This window comes from Legionella steigerwaltii, assembly GCF_001468065.1.
GTDB classification, from domain to species: domain Bacteria; phylum Pseudomonadota; class Gammaproteobacteria; order Legionellales; family Legionellaceae; genus Legionella; species Legionella steigerwaltii.
Genome location: NZ_LNYZ01000030.1, coordinates 20146 through 38869, shown reverse-complemented (window position 1 = coordinate 38869; position 18724 = coordinate 20146). Strand labels below are relative to the sequence as shown.

Sequence of the window (18724 nt, the reverse complement as noted above, 5' to 3'; positions counted from 1 at the left end):
CATCGGTAACACCTTTTTCTCCTAAGAAAGTGTTACCTATCATCCCGGTTTAAAGTGTTACCAGTCTACCCGGTTTGTACCAAAACTTCCCTTCTCCCCATGGGGAGAAGGTGCCCGTTTTAGGGCGGATGAGGGTATTGATTATGGTACCCTCACCCCTGCCCCTCTTCCACAAGTAGGAGAGGGAATTCCTTCTTAAAGTTTATTCTTGCTGCTGGATTACCATCCATTTTTTATACAATCGTTGCCATGCGGCTTTACTCTCCGGATTGACCCAGTCATAGCCTACAGCGTTCCAATCTTGATCCTCAGGATTAAAACCAAGATTACGGATGTAATCTGCGTCACAAATAAAAAATTGATTTTTAAATGGCAATAAAAAGCCACCCTGTGAACGCTGATATAATTTTGCGTCCGCATAACGTGAAAACCAATGATTCAGAAATCCACCACGAATAAATGGCAATTGGCATTTCAAATCACTCCAGGAATTAAAACCTATAGCCATTGCAATCACTTTAAGCGCATGTTTACGCTTAATGTCTGCATCTCTTATTTGCTCAAGAGAAAAACTTCTAAACTCAGGCAAATTTTGAAAACGTTGGGCAGCTTTTTGTGCTATTGCGTGATTAGTAGAGTGTAACGATTTTAATAAAATAGACGCTTGAATTTTATATTCTTCAACGCGAAACAAATTGTGTGGTTTATTCATGTGAATCCCCTTTGTTCTCTGCTAGACACCCACTTTTCCAGCAACAAAAAGGTTATTGAATCATGATGAAATCAATTACTAACCAGGGCGAGATCCTCTTTTGTGGGTATAGGCGTCCCATGAAGCCTGTGCACATTTTAGTCTATGAGATAATTTTTGTAAATAGTTGCTTTGAGCGTTCACTTACCCAAAAGTTTTTGTAGCCTTGTAGCCTGGGTGCAGCGTAGCATAAGCCGGGAAAGGAGACTTATTTTTTTTATTCGAAACCCGGGTTACGCTGCGCTGCACCCAGGCTACATGGGACTATTCATTTTTCTAAGGTTGGTGCATGTTTTGAACATTTGGTGACGTAAAACCTAATGAACACAATAAGAACTAATAAAATCCATCACAGTATGAGCAAAATGGGGATTCCATAAATCCTGATGCCCTTTATCAGGAAATTCAATCCATTTTTTAGGTTGGTTGGCATGATTGAACAGGGCAACACCTTGATCGTAAGGTACAATTTCATCCAATTTTCCATGCAGCATTAAGACAGGGATATGAATTTTTTGAATACGCGATAAAGAATCATACTTATCTATTAAAGGCAAGGGTAACCAAGGATAATGAAAGCGGGCCAGAGCCGTTAAAGACGTATAAGGCGATTGTAAGACCAAAGCACACACAGGAAACTCCGTTGCCATTTGTGTCGCTACTCCGGTTCCCAATGACTCTCCATAGAGCACAATATTATTTTCTTGAATGCCCTGCTGCTGTAAAAATTTCATTGCTGCTCGAGCATCCTGATACAATCCTGATTCAGTTGGCTTGCCTGGATTTCCTCCATATCCGCGATATTCAAGCAATAACACGCCAAAACCCTCTGATAGAAATTGGCGAACCAGATACATACGATAACCAATATGTCCTGCATTGCCGTGTAAATAGAGAATTGTCGGCTTCTTATCCTTAGATGGCTTGTACCAAGAACTTAAAGTCAATCCATCAGCAACAGGGATTTTAATGACTTGCATATCCTCTGCGTGAAAAACGTTTGGAGTAGGTAGTTCTGGAGATGGAAAATAAATAAAAGAACGCTGTAGCAAATAAGACGCTATAAAGATTAAAATTAAAATAAAGAGAAGCAATAGCAATTGTTTTAACCTCATTTTATTTCTTCATTTTATTTAGGGTCTGTTTACTGTAAAAAGGGATAATCAGTATAGCCTTTTTCATCCCCACCGTATAAAGTCGCTCGATCAAATTCATTCAATGGAGCATTCTTTTTGAATCGTGTCACCAGATCGGGATTGGAAACGAAATATCTTCCAAAAGCAATTAAGTCTGCATAACCACTTGTAACCGCATCAGCTGCCATTTCTAAAGTATAACCATTATTCACCATCCAAGGACCATCAAATTCTTTTCTTAATGCATGGAAATCAAAGCCATAAAAGTCTCGCGCCCCTTGAGTTTCTCCTTCAATAACATGAACATAAGCCAAATTGAATCGGCTCAATTCCTGGACAAGCGGAAAAAATACAGCGGCAGGTGACGTATCGCTAATTCCATTAGCATGACTAACTGGCGCAATTCGTATTCCTGTTCGATGTGCACCAATTTCAGAAACAATAGCATTGGTCACTTCCAACGCAAAACGCAATCGATTAGTAATCGAACCACCATACTGATCAGTCCGATGATTTGTACCATCACACAAAAATTGATGAATGAGATACCCGTTCGCAGCATGAATTTCAACCCCATCAAATCCAGCTAAAATTGCATTCCTTGCAGCGACTCGATAATCTTCGATGATACCGGGAATTTCGCTTAGTTTTAATGCACGTGGCGAGCCGACTTCAACAAACGTACCATTTTCAACAAAAGTACGTTGCCCAGTTGCAGTAATGGCAGAAGGAGCAACAGGAGCAATACCTCCCGGCTGAAGAGATGGATGTGAAATTCTTCCTACATGCCAAAGTTGCAAATAAATCGCCCCACCCTTTGCATGAACTGCTTCGGTAACTAATTTCCAACCAGCAATTTGCGCTTGAGAATAGACCCCAGGCGTCCAAGCATATCCTTTTCCTGTGGGTGAAATTTGTGTTGCCTCAGCGATAATTAAGCCTGCATCCGCACGTTGGGCATAATATTCTGCATTCAGTTCTGAAGGGGTATCAATTCCGTGTATCGAACGATTTCGTGTTAGTGGTGCCATAACGATACGGTTTTTTAACGTGAAGTCTCTTAAATTAAACGGAGTAAACAGAATTTCATGATTTGTAGTCATTATTGCCTCGTACAGTTTTTATTCAAATAATAATTCATTATTTCTGAATATCTATGTTTCACTCTAGATTATAGGTAAGATAGTTGAGATTAGTAGAAAAACTTATTACTTTCATAAGGAAATAGAAATGTATCAGAATATTTTAGTTGCACTTGATGACAGTGATACATCAATGCGAGCCTTCCATGAAGCCATTGAACTCAGCAAAGTACATCAGGCAAAATTACGAATTGTACATATTACAAATGAGTTTTATGCTCCTTATGTAGGAACCGGCGTTGATTATGAAAAACTGGAAGCTTCATTCAAAGAATACGGTCAAAAATTTTTGAGCAAGATGCAAACTATTGCACGTGAGCACCATGCAGATTGTGACGTGCAACTGCTTGAAATTAATTCAGCACAAGAAAAAGTTGCAGATAAAATTATTGCAGCAGCAAAAAATTGGCCAGCCGATTTGGTTGTCATAGGAACTCATGGTCGCAGAGGTTTTCAGCATTTATTACTGGGTAGTGTTGCGGAAGGGGTTATTCGCAATGCATCCATGCCTGTTCTTCTTATCCGCGGCAAACAATCCACCTAAATGAATAGAATTGTCGGGCCAAGGCCCGATCTACGCTTACTGCTGTGACTGAACCTCTTCATGATACATAGTATCCAATTGATAGTTTGTTATAATGCGGAAAAAATTACTTCTTGGGTCTGTTTTAATGCAAATGATTAATGATTTTCATGAAATGGAGAGACACTTTTTTTCTCTCATCAGCTTAAATTGTCTTGATTATCAAACAATCGCTGCATTTGAAACCGGGGTACTCGCATCGGGGCTTAATCCTGCTTTTGTAACCCAAATCAATGAACACTTTTTAAAAGATCTTGCACAGTGTAAATCATATTTCACCCAAAAGAATTTACCCTGGGCACTGATTATTTCAGAGCAGACACAATTTTCTTCAAAAGAAGGGAGTCGATTACCTCCAGATTATGAATTAGTCGATACGGGAGTGGGTATGGCATTCAATCTTTTATCGAATAATCTGCAAGCTACTGATAGTCCACTTGAATTTAAACTAATGAATGAAGATTTAGAAACGTGGAGTATTCCAATTATTCATGGTTTTCAATCAACTCCAGAAATTTGCCATATTTATACTCTAAGACATGCCGAAGCATTGAAAAAGTGCAAAGGTATTTATCATTTTTCCGGTTTTTTTGCAGGAGAACCAGTTGTATCGATGACGTTAACAGTAAAGGAACATCTTGCCCGCATCGATGATTTAGCCACACATCCCAACGTTCAACAACGCGGTTTTGCGAGCGCCATGATGATTTATGCATTGAAGAACGCTTTAGAGTTAAAAGTCCAAACCTGCTTTTTAGAGGCTTCAAGTGCAGGCCTTAATCTCTACAAGCGCATTGGTTTTCAACCACTTTTCACAAACCATTATTATGAACTGTAGCTCGGATTAACGTAGCGTAATCCTGGCTACAAGCAAAACGATGATGATTAATATAAGGTTTGTTTCATGCTGATTGGATCAGATGCTGTTACAGTCGGCTTATCTTCGATTTTATGAATTTTTGAAAATTGCTCGCTCATAATCGCTTCGAGATTATCATTTGCAGATAAAGTTTGATCATTATAAGACAGCAATTGTTGAATGATTTTGGGATCTGTCTCTTCGATTATATTTAGAACCTTTTCCCTAGTTCCCTCGTCAGGAATCAGCACATTCAGACGTTCGATTAATAGTTCTGTTGGTGATGGCGTTTCTGGAATTTCCGCCTCCGACTTTTCGTGGAACTCTTTCCACTTATCCGATGCAGTTGGAGAAATTTCCTTTTTTGATTGAGAGAGGACTGGAATTATAGATTCTCTTCGCCCAATTTCAACTAACTCAACACCTTCTTCTTGTTTCGTGAATCGTTCGTAGTGTTTCTCGATGCGTTTTTGAAATATAGCATGCGCATCAGGTTGAATTTCAATCAGTTGCGCTTCATTCAGCGCAAGCTTTATCCCAAATAACCGTTCTGCTTGCACTACTTGTTGCCTTGTTTTCGCAATAATTCGCAGAGATAAACTGTTATCCTCACGCCATAAAAAACCCAGATCAACTTTAGGATCTTGTGGCGTATTATTTTGGTTTAGTATCGAGAACATGTGAGTGAAGGTAATGAATTTATAGGTTGGTTTAATCAACAATCCATCCCTTTTTTGATTGTACTTCATCTCAGCAGTTTTCATTAATCCTGCGAGTGCATCAGCATTTATAGTGCAGCTTAATCCCGCTTCACTTTGTTTGCACTCAAGCCCGAACTCATCTTTTAATTGACGAATAAGATTTTTATTTGTTGTAGTTAAGGTATAAGTTCCATTTTCTTCCTTTTTGAGTTGGAATGGCATTCTACTACTTGGGGGATCAAAACGCATCGTATTCAGAAAGACTTCTCCATCATGAGACATCACTGAGGTAGGGGAAAAATATTTCTCTAGTCGATCAAGTAGATCAATTTCCTGAGCAGTCAATAACTTACGTTGTTCAAACGTAGCTAATATATGTTGATTGCTGTTCCGAGCGGTTGCTTCCATTTCATTAATAAATCCTATGTAGTCAGCAAGCTCTGCATAGGGCATCTTATTTTTGATGCCCATATCAATTAAATCAATTTTTATTTGAGCAAAATACAAGTCAAAAGTGGATAATTTTCCTGAGCATATTTCTATAATTTGCGCGTCGATTAAAGCCTCTAATTGGCTCCCTTTGGCACTTTTCTCCCTAAGCGCTCCTAAATTTTTTAATAATTCTTCAGGGGAAGGAGTTCTTTCTTCAATACGGTTTAATTCATCTCTTAAACCCGGATAACTTTTAATCACTTCTTCACTGGGATTTTCTCCAGTAATCATTTTTATAAGTAAGTGGACCCCTTCCATGCGTTCAGACAAAACAGTGTCATAAAAGACGCTGTAGTTTCGATACATAAAATGACGCGCTAAACCAATCGGTGAAGAACCTCTAAATAGTGCAGGAGCCTTAGCAAACAAGTCTTCAAATGAAAAATCATCATCTAGACTTGATGCTACACCCTCTCCTTCATACGGTTTACCATAATCAAAACCATAATATGCATTATCTGCAAAACCTTTATTTTGTGCATCCTTCCCCATGCCATCGCGGTCACCAATCCCAATACCAAAAATTAAATTCTTGGCTAAGCCATAAATATATTTAGAACGCTTTACTGCTGCACTCTTGTCCTCTACCAATACTCCATTATAATCAGGTGCAGAACCGCCATGTAGAAAGTGGGTTAACTCTTGTAAACCATTTTTCCAACCGCACGCTAATAAGGCATGGACTTCCCCTTTACCGTTATTAACCCAGACAATTTCCTGCCTTTGATTTTGCGCACTAAAAATACCAGCAAAGCGTGTACCGACAAATTCTCTTAACGCTTCTTTATTCGCTTTGATTCTGTCTTTTTGTCCTTCTGCATAATCAAGTTTATACATCCAAGCACTTAGCTGATTATTCTTAGCAACGGCTGCTTTCACTTCATCACAAAGCCATTGGATATTAGGAGCCATTACCCCCTTAGCATGAGGCGCTTTAATCTGGGAGCTAATAAAGGTTGCAAAAACTATTTGCTTTTGATTCAAATCCTCCTCTTTGCTCAAAGCTTCCCTCAAGTCTTTGAGTTTTTGTACATCAGAAACTTGTTTTGCCGCTGGCAAGCGTCCTTCAGCGAGGATCTTATCCAGTTCTTTAAAAAATAATTCATCTAAATCAATCGCTCTAAATCCTGGTTCTACACCACTAGGTTTTTCCCCATAACAAAATTGTTTTGCACCAAACATACTACCTAAGCGAGTGAGTTCCTTGTTTTTGCGCAAAGTAAATTGCCCTACTTCCTCTCGAGCCGTTTCGATACTATTGAGTGAAGGACTAACTTTAGGCTTTGGCGCCTCTCGCACTTCCAGCACTGAAGCACTTTTTGAGACACGTCCCACTTCAGCTTCTCTCCTGTGGATAGGCGGTAATAAACTGTCTTGCTCTGGATATTTTATTCCTTGATCATTTAAAACACGCATTATCAAACCATCTGGTTTGATACGATACGTTGATCCCAAGCCTAACTCGACACCCAAGTTTTCAGCACAAAACTGTCTCATAAATTTAGCTACACCACTGCTTGAACCACCAAATGATTTTAAAACCAGGGCATATTCGCTTACAAAAACGTCCAGAAGTGCAACAATTTTTGCATCATCAGATAAGCTTTCATCTTGCTTAATTTGTATTATTCCTTCATTCAATCTTTTTAAACTATCTGTTCGTGCAGTATCAACCTGGAGTTTTATTAATTGATTGCTGATTTCAGCATATTCCTTTGAGAAATGATTGGTTTTTATAGGTGATTTTCTTTTATTTTTCTCGAGGCTTTTGGAAAACATATCATCTCCTTTAAGGATTTACGATAAAAATACATACTAAAAAGTAAATGATTAATATCTAATCAAACTAACTTATAATTTAACTTTACATCGTTTAAGTTAAGAAACTATTAAGCAGTTTGTAAAAATAATGGAGCCGTATATTCCATTAAAAGAAAAAAATGACTACTTTTTTTATCCAGCAATAGTTAAAGTATAGTACACAAGGCTTAATCACGATCACTTAGTTATTATTCTTGCCAATCCGTTCAATTTACGGATTGAAATAAAAATGTCATGATTTAATTGGGATCATCCACATTCTAAAAGGACATATTGCTTTATGACCAATAAAGGAAAAGATAAGAAATCCTCATCCCTTACTTTATTTCCTGTGAAACAACACGATGGAACAGTCGTCTATTATGCCTCTGATTTCTCCCAAGAACTGGGCAATTCTGTTTATAAGGGACATCAATGTGCATTGATACAAAATGAGCCTATCGATTTAAAACCACGACGCATTAAAAAAGAAGAGCTCGTCATTGATGAAAACAGACCTGTATCAATAAAACTTTATGACGACAAACAACATCCATCACCCTTTCAATTTTATGCGTCACAGAAAGCCGTTCTAACTATCGAAGGTAGAGATGTGCTCATTATGGATTTTATTGATGGGTTCCATATTTATCCGGACTCCAGTGACAATCCAGAACTGAACCAATTAACTTTTTTACAAGCAGTTGATGTATCCTGGCAACTCATTCTGCGACTCAATCACCTTCATTACAATAATACCAGCAGCCCTCCCATTGTTCATGGCGACATCCATGGAGAGAATGTCAAAATAAAAATCAATGTCATTGATGATGCCAGAGGAAAAAAATATAGAATTGAGGTGGCCTACTTAGATCTCGATTATGCCAAGCGCATTATTGATGTACCCCAAATCCCTCAAGGTACTCCAGAACATATCGCTATTGAAATACTAAAGGGCGACTACTCCGAATCCAGTGATTTTTTTGCATTGGCCCCGCTTTTATTGAGTATCTTTGGCGCGAAAAATCCTCTAAAAAAAATCATTGAATTCAGAAACAAAAACCCGCATATGAAACCAAATGAACTCATAAGAGCTTTTCGCGATCTTGGTTTTTGTAGTGATGGTCTCTTTGATCATTTTGAAAAAAAACCTGACCACTTTATTTGTGAATTGATAAAAAAATTTATCCTGCAAATGGGTGAAAAAAACAAGAAAAATCGACCCTCACCCAATGCGATACTTGAATTTTTTACTGCATTAAGGCAGTTAATTTTACTTGATGAATGTGACGAATTCACTGCGGATGATAAAGCACATTATGTCTTGCGTCTTTGTGTGGCAGCCAAAGAGGAACATTGGTTAATCGAAAAAAAATATCAATCCTTATTTTTCAGTTTGGATGAGCACTTACAAAATAGATTAATTACGTTAATGGGCCCCAGTCAATGCGTTCTCCTCTATAAAATTGCTCAAGAAAAAAGCGCGCCAGCCTCACTTGTAGATCAATTAAGAAAAAGCATTGCTGTTCATCTTAAAGAACACATTCGTTCTTTAGAAATACCCTCATGGCCAAGTCTGCTTTTCTTCTCTTCAATAACACAACATGACATACAATGGCTACTTGACTGTTATGAGCATAATAACGCCACAGTTTTTTATTCAGCAAAACATGAAACAACACGAAAGAAATTAGAACGGTGTACTGAAAAAAATTTAGCCCCTTTAATTTCTATTGTTACTGAAGGAATTACAAAATATACAGACGCATCTTCGCTCCCAGTAATTTCATGTACTAACTAGGGCCTATATGCACTGGATCACATGATCATTTAATTCAAAAGATGTCTTAAAATCCTGTGAACATTCAGTAAGTTTTTTCGCCATCCATTGACACTCGTCCTTATTTGCATAGTGCAATGTGAAGTTTTTTCTGACCATTGGCACCAACTCCAATTGTTTTAACTGGCAATGTGCATCAAAAGTCAAAAAATACATCAGGGACAAATCACTTTTAAACTGCTCCCAGCCACCTATCCCCTCATAATCATTAATCAAATCCCCGCACCCATATAAAATCAAACCCTGATTGTACAACTCAATACCTATTGGGTGATGAGAAGAATGACCATGAATCACATTAACGTCTAACTCATCAATGAGCATATGAGCGAATTGTTGATGTGATATGGGAATGTCATACCCCCAATTTCCACCCCAATGAATGCTAACAATGCATAAATCCTCTGTCTTTTTATAAAGTTTAATTACATTTTTGATTTGATGTATGTTGTCTTTACCCAAGTCAGTCAACAACCACACTCCAGGTTGTTCGGGCGTAGCTGCCCATTCTATGGGAATACCACTGGAAGAAAGCCCCAAAGAGAACACGAGTACTCTTCCTTTGAAACCCGGTACAAAATGAATTGCTGGTGCAGTTGCTTTGTGAATATTTTTTCCTGCACCTGCATAACTAATTCGAGCCTTATCCAGAGTCAATAAGGTCTCTAAAAACCCTTCTTTTCCCCAATCTAATACGTGATTATTTGCCAAAGTACAAACATCAATATGCGCCGAAGTAATCGCATCTATATTCTTAGGATGCATGCGGTAATTGATGCCCTTATGTGGCCATGGGGTATCGCTGCTGGTGATGCTTGTTTCAAGATTAATTAAACGCAGATCGGGCTTCCTTAAATTTAACTCGTTTAATCCATCCCCCCACACATATCCTCCTTCGTTATAAAGAGGAATTGAGCCATTGATCCGTTCAGCGAGTAAAACATAATCACGTGCGTCTTGAATATAAGATTCATAAATTTGAGGTTCACAGGGATGAGTTAAGATTTGATCAATCCCTCGCCCCGTCATGACATCACCAGATAAAAAAATATGAAATTGAGGCATTACTGATGACATTATTTATCCCTAGGTTTTTCTCACTCATCCTGTAAATATAGCTTATGGTGATCCCATAAAATTTTTGCAAATCTACGTGTAATACACGTTCTCTATTAGTTCAATGTCGATTTTTTTTGCTCGGATTCCGAAATGGCTTGAGACTCAGCTTTTCTTTTTTTGGGAACTTCCGGGGTACTTAAAACACCCAAATCGCTGTTCGATAAGGTGGGGAGGCTCACTTTTCTCCATTCAAATACATTAATTTTTGAATCTCTTCTTAAATTTTGCGACAACTCAAATTCGACCGAACTTTGAGAGGATTTTTCACGATGACTTTCAAATGCCTGCTGACAGAGTTCTTTTTCTAAATCCATTATAAGATACTCTGAAGGCTCGTCTTTTAATCCCTCAAGCCTTTCTTTCTCTGTTTTTTGAAACCAGGATCTTAACCCATCATCATCAAGGTCTGGCGGATAAAAAGCAAATTTATTATAAACAGCAAGGGAATCTGCTGTAGGACTGACGGTCATAATTGTTTGTCCTGTATTTGTAAAAAAATTAAAAGCCTGGTCCATCATTAAGTTAGCTAATCCTCTACGGCGATGATCTTCCCTTACAAATAAGCTAAATAATTGAGATATCTGTTCTGAGTTTTGAGCTAGCCTTAATTCTATAAAGCCAATAACTTCCCCCTTGTCTCGCAAAACAAGCATCAAATCGCATCTATTTCCATCTTTATGGAGCAATTTTCCATTCTTGTTAAATAGCTTGACCGTTACATCATCTAAGGTCTCATTACCATCTACACTTTCAAAATAAATTTCTGCCATTGCACTTTCGTGGTTAACATAAGCCAAGAAGACCGAAAAATCATTTTTATTAGGATAATCTAGAACATAGTGCGGCGTACTCGAAGGAACGACATTATCATCTACTTTTACTTCCATAATGAATACCCAAATTACCACTCAATTGTTTAATTATAATTCTAATGCTTCATATATTCAACAATATGAATATTTATAAACCTAAATATAAAATGCATGAAACAATGATGGGCTAAAATTAGATCGATCAACTTCTCAATCTTAGCATCATAAGAAAATACGAAATTGGTGGTATTACTTAGAATATGATCATTTATCCATTGGTATATACTTATATGAACCCAGTTGTTTTTTCTACTCATTTAATAACAGTCTTAATCAGGGGAAGAGTGTGGAAAACAAACAATGGCAGTCGCTCTGGTATGTGCTGATGATCTTCTGGATTATTATCCTATTCCAGAATTTTCTTTTCGCCCCACACCCTGTCAATATTGCGTACAGTGATTTTATAAATCTTTTGAAAGCCGATAAGTTAGATAATGTTCTACTTGATGAAAGCTATATTACCGCAAATGTGAAAACCGAAGGTTTGGTAGGATTGCTTCCTGAAGATAAATTAAATGAAATAAAAAAATATGGTGGTAAAGAACCTCAAGTCACTACCGTACGTATCAATGATCCCTCTCTTGTATCCGCCCTGGAAGCCGCAAAAGTAAAATTTAATGGACAAGCTGAAAATAAATGGCTAACCCTGGTGTTATCTTGGATTATTCCTGCACTGCTTTTTTTTGCACTGTGGAGTTTTTTGATAAGACGCATGGGCTCCGCTGCCGGTGGTGTCTTGGATGTTGGAAAAAGCAAGGCCAAAATGTACATGGAAAAAGAAACACATGTATCATTTCAAGATGTTGCAGGAGTAGAGGAAGCAAAAGCCGAGCTTATGGAAGTTGTCGAATTTCTCAAAAATCCGCAACATTATACACGCATAGGAGCTCATATACCTAAAGGAGTACTTTTAGTTGGTCCACCCGGAACAGGAAAAACACTGCTCGCACGAGCGGTAGCAGGTGAAGCTGGAGTGCCATTTTTTTCAATTAATGGTTCAGAATTCGTAGAAATGTTTGTTGGCGTTGGTGCTGCGCGCGTCCGTGATCTCTTCACTCATGCCCGAGAAACAGCTCCAGCAATTATTTTTATCGATGAACTGGATGCTTTGGGTAGAGCGCGTGGTGCTTATGTGACTGGGGGACATGATGAAAAGGAACAGACCTTAAATCAGTTGCTCTCAGAGATGGATGGCTTCGACCCCAGTGAGGGATTAATTCTACTTGCCGCAACAAATCGCCCAGAAATTCTTGATCCTGCATTATTGCGTGCTGGACGTTTTGATCGCCATGTATTGGTGGATCGACCCGATAAAAAAGGCCGCATAGAAATTTTGAATGTTCATCTGAAAAAAATAAAACAAGCTCCAGATGTTGATCCTGAAAAAATTGCGGCGTTAACCCCTGGTTTTTCTGGTGCTGATTTAGCGAATCTCGTCAATGAGGCAGCTTTACTTGCCACACGTCATAATGCTAATACAGTGAGCATGGATGATTTTACTAACGCAGTTGAACGCATTGTCGCAGGTTTAGAGAAAAAGAACCGCTTACTCAATCCTGAAGAACGTAAAGCTGTGGCATATCATGAAATGGGCCACACGTTGATAGCACTCTCCTTGCCTAATGTTGATCAAGTGCATAAAGTTTCAATTATTCCGCGCGGGATAGGCAGTTTAGGTTATACCATTCAACGCCCTACCGAAGATCGCTATCTCATGACTGAAGAAGAATTAAAAAATAAAATGATGGTTCTTCTCGGAGGCAGAGCTGCTGAGTTTGTGGTTTTTGGCCGCTTTTCAACTGGAGCAGCAGATGATCTGGCCAAAGCAACGGATATTGCACGGAGTATGGTCATGCGTTATGGGATGGATAAAGAACTTGGACCTGTAACCTATCAGAAGGAACATTCTCCTTTTTTAGAACCTCCTATGGCGCATAACGAGCGTGAATTTAGTGAGGAAACCGCATGCGAGATAGATGCAGCAGTCCGCAAAATAATCCAGACCGCATTTGATAATGCTGTGGATATAATTAAAAAACGTATAAAAATTTTAGAGGAAGGTGCGACATTGTTATTGAAAAAAGAAACATTAAATGAAGAAGATCTGGTTGCATTGAATATTAAATAATCATTAAATCCAGTCCGGATCTTATCACCTATTTTCGAAAAAAATAGATATCCAAATAACAACCAATTTGACAAAATAATACCGAAAACTAAAATTTATTATAAAGCCCATACAAATAGAGAGGGACTTTATGAGCGGATTTCCTAAAGTCGAATCTATTGCAATGCCAGAAAAGCCTAGTACTGAGCTTAAGAAATTTATTGACCAAGCAAATAAGGGAATTCAAGAGTTAAATGATGTAATTGAGCAATACAATCAAGCTGAGCCAGAGGATAAATTAAAAAGACTCTATCAAATTTATCTAAAACAAAAAGATATAGACAATCATTTACCACAAACAATTAAGGATGTTACCTCATGTCCTGAATACAGGGAAAAGATTCATAAGCAATTATTTCAAAATCTACAAAAGCACTTCAAAACATTAGGAGTTGACTCACTCGAGGCAGATTTTTTAGAAAAAACAATGAATGGGAAATTAGAAGAACGTCCTGATCGGGGCTCGTTTTCTGAAATTCTAGCAAATATGTCGCCCGAAAAAGTAGATACAATGGAGTCTATTTTCTTAGAAAGAGATTTTTCAGATATTAAAGCCAGCCTTCTCAATTTATATGCTCCTCAGGAAGAGGGTTATGCTCAGTGGCAAGAGTTTCTGAACAGCCATTCATTCTCTAGGCTAGGAGGAGATAATTCGTTCAATATCAAAATTACGCCCCATAATGGCAATCCATTTGTTTTAAAAATAGAAACTCGTCTAAATCAGCCTAAAAATGCCATGGATGATTTAAGTAAAGGCGTTCTGAAAGATATTTTAAGCCCTCGTGTAGCAGAACGTAATGGACCTACAAGAACCCTATACATTACAGATTTTTTTCCGGAAGGTGATTTGCAAAGTCAGGCAAAGAAAAAAATGGATGATGCTACTAGAGTCCAAAATGCCTTAACTATCTATACGCAAATGGGAACTATTCTTCAAGATATTTCTAATCAAGGATATGCATTTACTGATATTAAGAATTCAAATTGGCTTACTGAGGGTATGGCACCCCGAATAGCCGATAGTAAGGCATTCTTTCCTTTGGATGATGAAGGAAATATGGTTATGGACGATGCCTGGTCTAATGATTGGTTTACTCTTCAAGGATCTGGACAAAATAGACCCCCCGAATGGGGGCCAGGAAGGCACTCAGCAGAGAAGGCACATGCTTATACGCTCGGAAAAAACCTGTATAATTATTTAACCGGTCACCAGCATACTTTTAAACTTCCCCCTGACGGAACAAAGTTCAATTTCGAAGCAACAGTTTTTGCAACCGAAGAAGGGCAAGCATTAAAAAAACTAATCGAAGATTTAGTCAAATCAGATCCTGCACAACGAATTTCAGTCGAGGAAGCAGTGACTCGAATGAAACAAATAAAAAAATCAATGGAGCTAACGTCTGCTAAAAAGGAATGTCATGAAGTTTTGCACGAACTAGAAAAATATAAGTACAGTGAAAATATCGAAAAACTTACTGCATTTATTGAAGAAAAAATAAAAATAATTAATGAGGTACAAGATGTAGATGTGATTAACGGTATTAAAAAAGAATTAGATGGAGCGCTAACCTACCTAAAAGAGGATCAACACACAAACGAAGCAATAACAAAACTAGCATCTGAAAAGAAAGAATGTCATGAAATTTTGGAGGAGTTAAAAAAATACAAATACAGCGGAAATAACCAAGAACTGACTGAGTTTATGGAGAAAAAATTAAAAAAAATCGATGAAACAATTGATGTAGATGAAATAGTGGGCATTAAAAAGGAATTAAATGAAACCCTAAACCATATAAAAAATAATCCAAACATAATCGAAGCAATAACAAAGCTGACATCTACAAAGAAGGATTGCCAGGATATTTTTGAAGAATTGAAGCGATACAAAAAGGGTGACAATGATCAAGAAATAGACGCACTCATTTTAGAAAAACAAACACTCATTGAAAATGAACTGGATGTAGAAAAAGTTGAACAGATTAAAAATGAATTGAGCGCTACTTTATCGGAAATAGCGTTGGCTGCAGCAAAAAATGAATGCCGCGATCTTTTGGATCAATTTAAACAATTTTATCAATACAAAAAAGGGTATCATACTCAAAAAATAGATGATTTTATTCAAAAAAATCAAAATTCCTTAAATAAGGCACAAAATATAGATGACGTGCACATGATTAAAAAGGAATTGGAGGATCGCTTGCCTGAAATGGAGTTAACTTCTGTAAAACGCGAAGCTTATGATGTTTTAGGACGATATAAAGAATCTAGATCAGGTCCAATCCCAGACAGCGTAATAATAAAGCGACAAGATCAACTCAATCACTTTAAAACAAAAGAAGAAGTACAGACACTCTTAATAGAAACTGAATTTGAAGTTATTGGGAATAAATTAAAGGCATATCAATTTGGTAAAAATGATGAAAAAATGTCCACTTATATTAAAACTAAAAAACAAGAATTTAAGGATGCCGCAGGTGATCTAGATAGGATGAAGCAAATAAAACAAGAATTCAGTGATGCCTTATCTAAAATGGAAGCGGACCCAGTAATAAATGGGGTAAAAGAGGCTATAGATAAACTCAAAAAAAGAAACAGTACTCAAAAAGTACAACGAGTTGAAGATGCAATGGCTAAGATCCCTATCGATCAGAGAGGAGACATTCTTAAAAACAATGCACTTGGAGCAGAAGTCCAGCAAGAACTTGCAAGACGCCGCAACGTCTTATTTGGCCCTAGCCTGGTCTTAACAGGAGATGGCCAAATTGACGAATCAAATGCGGCAAAAGCTTTTATAAAATTTAAAATGAAGTTTAAAGAGCTGATTCCCAAAGAAGAGATACAGCACAATCAGAATCAGAATATAGGAGGAATGCAAATATGATTATTTAATTCATGGAAGAATTTATTGGACTCTAAAAACTCAGGAAATTTAGTTAACTTTAAGAAGGAAGTGTTATTGAGAGGACAACATGCCTATTCACTTTGAAAAACTGTGCATTGAGCTGCAATTGGCTCCGGAGCAAGGTAATCCAGAGCAACTTCATAAATTGAAACATTGGTGCCATCACCATATTTCTACTGATATTTCTTATTCTGGTGATCCAGACGTACAGTACAAACACTATCTCAATTTAGCAAAAGAATATTTGGAAAATTTTTTGCCACAAATATCAAAAGACAAAAACGAAGTCCTTGAGTTCAAAAATATGAATACGATTCAATTTGCTGCTTATCAAGGATATGACCGTTATCTTAACAACTTAATCCTACCTAAAGAAGCATGGAATGAGGCAAATACTTTTGGGATGACAGCCTTGCATTTAGCAGCAGTTAAGGGACATGTCCATACAGTTAAAATTTTATTAGCTAAAGGTGCTGATGCGCAAAAAACAAATAATGAACTTCAATTGCCTATTTACAGCGCACTTCTAGTTCCAGTTTCTTATGAAGAAAATCTCCTGCATAAAAAAGAAGAACTATTTCATGTGTTAAAACATGAAACGCCTGGAGTAATGAAACATCAAGATAGAAGCGGCGACTCCATTTTACATATCATAGCGGCTTATGGATTTTATAACCTGGCAAAAAATCTTTTAGAAGAAAGTACCGAACTTGCATTTCTTGCAAATAATTATGGAGTATATCCAATTCATACCGCCATCTTAAATCAACGTCCTAATCTTGTCCGTTTGTTACTGGATATAAAAAATGGCGCAGCATTAACTGATGCTGAAGGGAAATCTCCTCTTCACTATGCGGTTCTTTTCGGAACCCGTGAGATAATTGAATTATGTTGCCAAAAAGCGCCAGACATTAATGCGCGCGATCAAGATGGAAGAACCCCCTTAATGTTGGCAGCAGAAGCAAGAAATGGTAACCCTAATATTCAAGAATTACTCCTCAACAAAGGAGCTCACAGATATTTAACCTAAGAATTCCTCATTTATTTATCAGTGACGAACTGTTCTTGACTTAAAGGCTGTAATGCCCTTGTTTTATCAAAATGAATTAGCCCATCGAACTGATAAGGCAAATGTGTAAAAAAATAATGGCTAAAACGCTCAGTCTCTGGAAGATAAACCACTCCTATAGCCCGTTGTAAGCGTGGAATATTTAAGTAACGCTCCAGTTTCTCATTATCTATTAAATTCAAGAAAAAATTCTTGTACTTCAAGTGATGAAATAATTCTTCAAAGCTACCAGACATACCAGGTCTGACTTGCTTTTTCTCTCCAGAGCTTCCCCAATCAGATGCAGCCATGACGGTTCCTTCATAAGTAGAAAAACCAAGAGAATAAGAATCTCTATCATGTTGTTCTCGTACTAACTGTCCCAAATTAAATTCATTACGTTCTCCCATTTCAGTTGCCCGCGAATCACCTATATGTGAATTATGCGCCCAAATGATAATTTTGGCAGGTTGATTGAATCGTGTTTCTAAATGATCAGCTAACACATTAAGTGTTTCTGCCATATGTTGATCTCGAATATTCCAGGTAGAAACCCTTCCTTCTAACATGGAGCGATAATAGTTTTCTGCATTTTTTACCAGCCGAGCATTTTGAGTTGCAAAAAAGTATTCGTCCTCAACCGCTATCCCATCACGATGCAGGTATTCAAAAGCTCGATGCTGTAATTCAACTAATTGGGCCACCGCTTCATGGATACAGGCCTTTTTAATTCCAGCATTAATTAAATAACCATACATCTGCGGATCCTGATGCAAATGATCAAAACACGCATAACGCTGCTTCGCACGCTGGGCCGCATCAGGGTCGACTTTGTCTAAGAAATTAATGACTGCTTGCATGGAGGAGTTCAAACTGTATAAATCAAGACCATAAAATCCAATTTTTTTTTCTGCAGGTAAATGATCATTGTATTGACGTAGCCAACTAAGGAATGGAGGGAGAGTAGTATTTCGCCACATCCAAATTGGGAATCGCTGAAAATTATCCAGCGCTTGCTCACTATGGGTTGCACTTCCTTCACCTTGTAAATACCGATGGACACGATGAGCATCAGGCCAATCTCCTTCAATCGCGATCGCCATAAAACCATGCTCTTTAATAAGACGCTGAGATATTTTAATACGTGCTTGATAAAATTCATGCGTTCCATGAGATGCTTCACCAATCATCACAAAACGGGCATTTCCTATTTGCTCAAGCACCGCATCATAATGTTCATTTTGGACTTCCAAAGGAACTACTGTATTATCGAGTTCATCAATCAGTTTTTGTAAAGCGTCCTTGTTCATGA

13 protein-coding genes are annotated in these 18724 nt (G+C 37.7%); 6 read left to right on the top strand and 7 right to left on the bottom strand.

Translation table 11 applies throughout. The features are described from left to right. Positions 1 to 202: 202 nt before the first annotated feature. The 3 genes from Lstg_RS14390 to Lstg_RS14380 all read right to left on the bottom strand — a co-directional run bounded on the left by Lstg_RS14390 (position 203) and on the right by Lstg_RS14380 (position 2990). Complete coding sequence (locus Lstg_RS14390; RefSeq protein ID WP_058478368.1) at positions 203 to 712, bottom strand: hypothetical protein; 510 nt, start codon at positions 710 to 712, stop codon at positions 203 to 205. Positions 713 to 1068: 356 nt separating this feature from the next. Beyond that, positions 1069 to 1866 carry an alpha/beta hydrolase gene (locus tag Lstg_RS14385; protein WP_058478367.1) on the bottom strand — a complete coding sequence of 266 codons (798 nt, stop codon included), beginning with the start codon at positions 1864 to 1866 and terminating at the stop codon, positions 1069 to 1071. 29 nt (positions 1867 to 1895) lie between these two features. Beyond that, positions 1896 to 2990: an alkene reductase gene (locus Lstg_RS14380; RefSeq protein ID WP_058478366.1), complete on the bottom strand. Its 1095-nt coding sequence runs from the start codon at positions 2988 to 2990 to the stop codon at positions 1896 to 1898. 127 nt (positions 2991 to 3117) lie between these two features. On the opposite strand from Lstg_RS14380, the gene Lstg_RS14375 reads away from it, so the two are divergent. After that, a complete protein-coding gene (locus tag Lstg_RS14375; RefSeq protein ID WP_058478365.1) occupies positions 3118 to 3573 on the top strand; it encodes a universal stress protein in 456 nt (151 codons plus the stop codon). Positions 3574 to 3667: 94 nt separating this feature from the next. Continuing rightward, on the top strand, positions 3668 to 4450 hold the full coding sequence (locus Lstg_RS14370; protein ID WP_238585445.1) for a GNAT family N-acetyltransferase: 783 nt from the start codon (positions 3668 to 3670) through the stop codon (positions 4448 to 4450). Between the two features lie 47 nt (positions 4451 to 4497). Here the strand turns inward: Lstg_RS14370 and Lstg_RS14365 are convergent, their stop codons facing one another. Continuing rightward, entirely contained in the window at positions 4498 to 7443 is a 2946-nt protein-coding gene (locus Lstg_RS14365; protein ID WP_058478364.1) for a hypothetical protein, read from the bottom strand. 322 nt (positions 7444 to 7765) lie between these two features. Here Lstg_RS14365 and Lstg_RS14360 point away from each other — a divergent pair, with 322 nt between their 5' ends. Further along, complete coding sequence (locus tag Lstg_RS14360; protein WP_058478363.1) at positions 7766 to 9265, top strand: protein kinase domain-containing protein; 1500 nt, start codon at positions 7766 to 7768, stop codon at positions 9263 to 9265. A 3-nt stretch (positions 9266 to 9268) separates the two neighbouring features. Here Lstg_RS14360 and Lstg_RS14355 read toward each other — a convergent pair whose 3' ends face one another. Together Lstg_RS14355 and Lstg_RS14350 are read right to left on the bottom strand one after the other, a co-directional pair. Next, on the bottom strand, positions 9269 to 10381 hold the full coding sequence (locus tag Lstg_RS14355; RefSeq protein WP_082650862.1) for a CapA family protein: 1113 nt from the start codon (positions 10379 to 10381) through the stop codon (positions 9269 to 9271). Positions 10382 to 10476: 95 nt separating this feature from the next. Beyond that, entirely contained in the window at positions 10477 to 11310 is an 834-nt protein-coding gene (locus Lstg_RS14350) for a GNAT family N-acetyltransferase (RefSeq protein WP_058478362.1), read from the bottom strand. 271 nt (positions 11311 to 11581) lie between these two features. Here Lstg_RS14350 and ftsH point away from each other — a divergent pair, with 271 nt between their 5' ends. From ftsH to Lstg_RS14335, 3 genes are all read left to right on the top strand, one after another. Further along, positions 11582 to 13423, top strand: a complete 1842-nt coding sequence (gene ftsH, locus Lstg_RS14345) for an ATP-dependent zinc metalloprotease FtsH (protein ID WP_058478361.1) — start codon at positions 11582 to 11584, stop codon at positions 13421 to 13423. A gap of 130 nt (positions 13424 to 13553) precedes the next feature. Then, positions 13554 to 16343: a hypothetical protein gene (locus Lstg_RS14340; RefSeq protein WP_058478360.1), complete on the top strand. Its 2790-nt coding sequence runs from the start codon at positions 13554 to 13556 to the stop codon at positions 16341 to 16343. Positions 16344 to 16431: 88 nt separating this feature from the next. Further along, positions 16432 to 17394 (top strand): ankyrin repeat domain-containing protein, encoded by a 963-nt coding sequence (locus Lstg_RS14335; RefSeq protein WP_058478359.1) that lies wholly within the window; start codon positions 16432 to 16434, stop codon positions 17392 to 17394. Positions 17395 to 17405: 11 nt separating this feature from the next. Here the strand turns inward: Lstg_RS14335 and Lstg_RS14330 are convergent, their stop codons facing one another. Then, complete coding sequence (locus Lstg_RS14330; protein ID WP_058478358.1) at positions 17406 to 18722, bottom strand: erythromycin esterase family protein; 1317 nt, start codon at positions 18720 to 18722, stop codon at positions 17406 to 17408. Positions 18723 to 18724 lie beyond the last annotated feature (2 nt).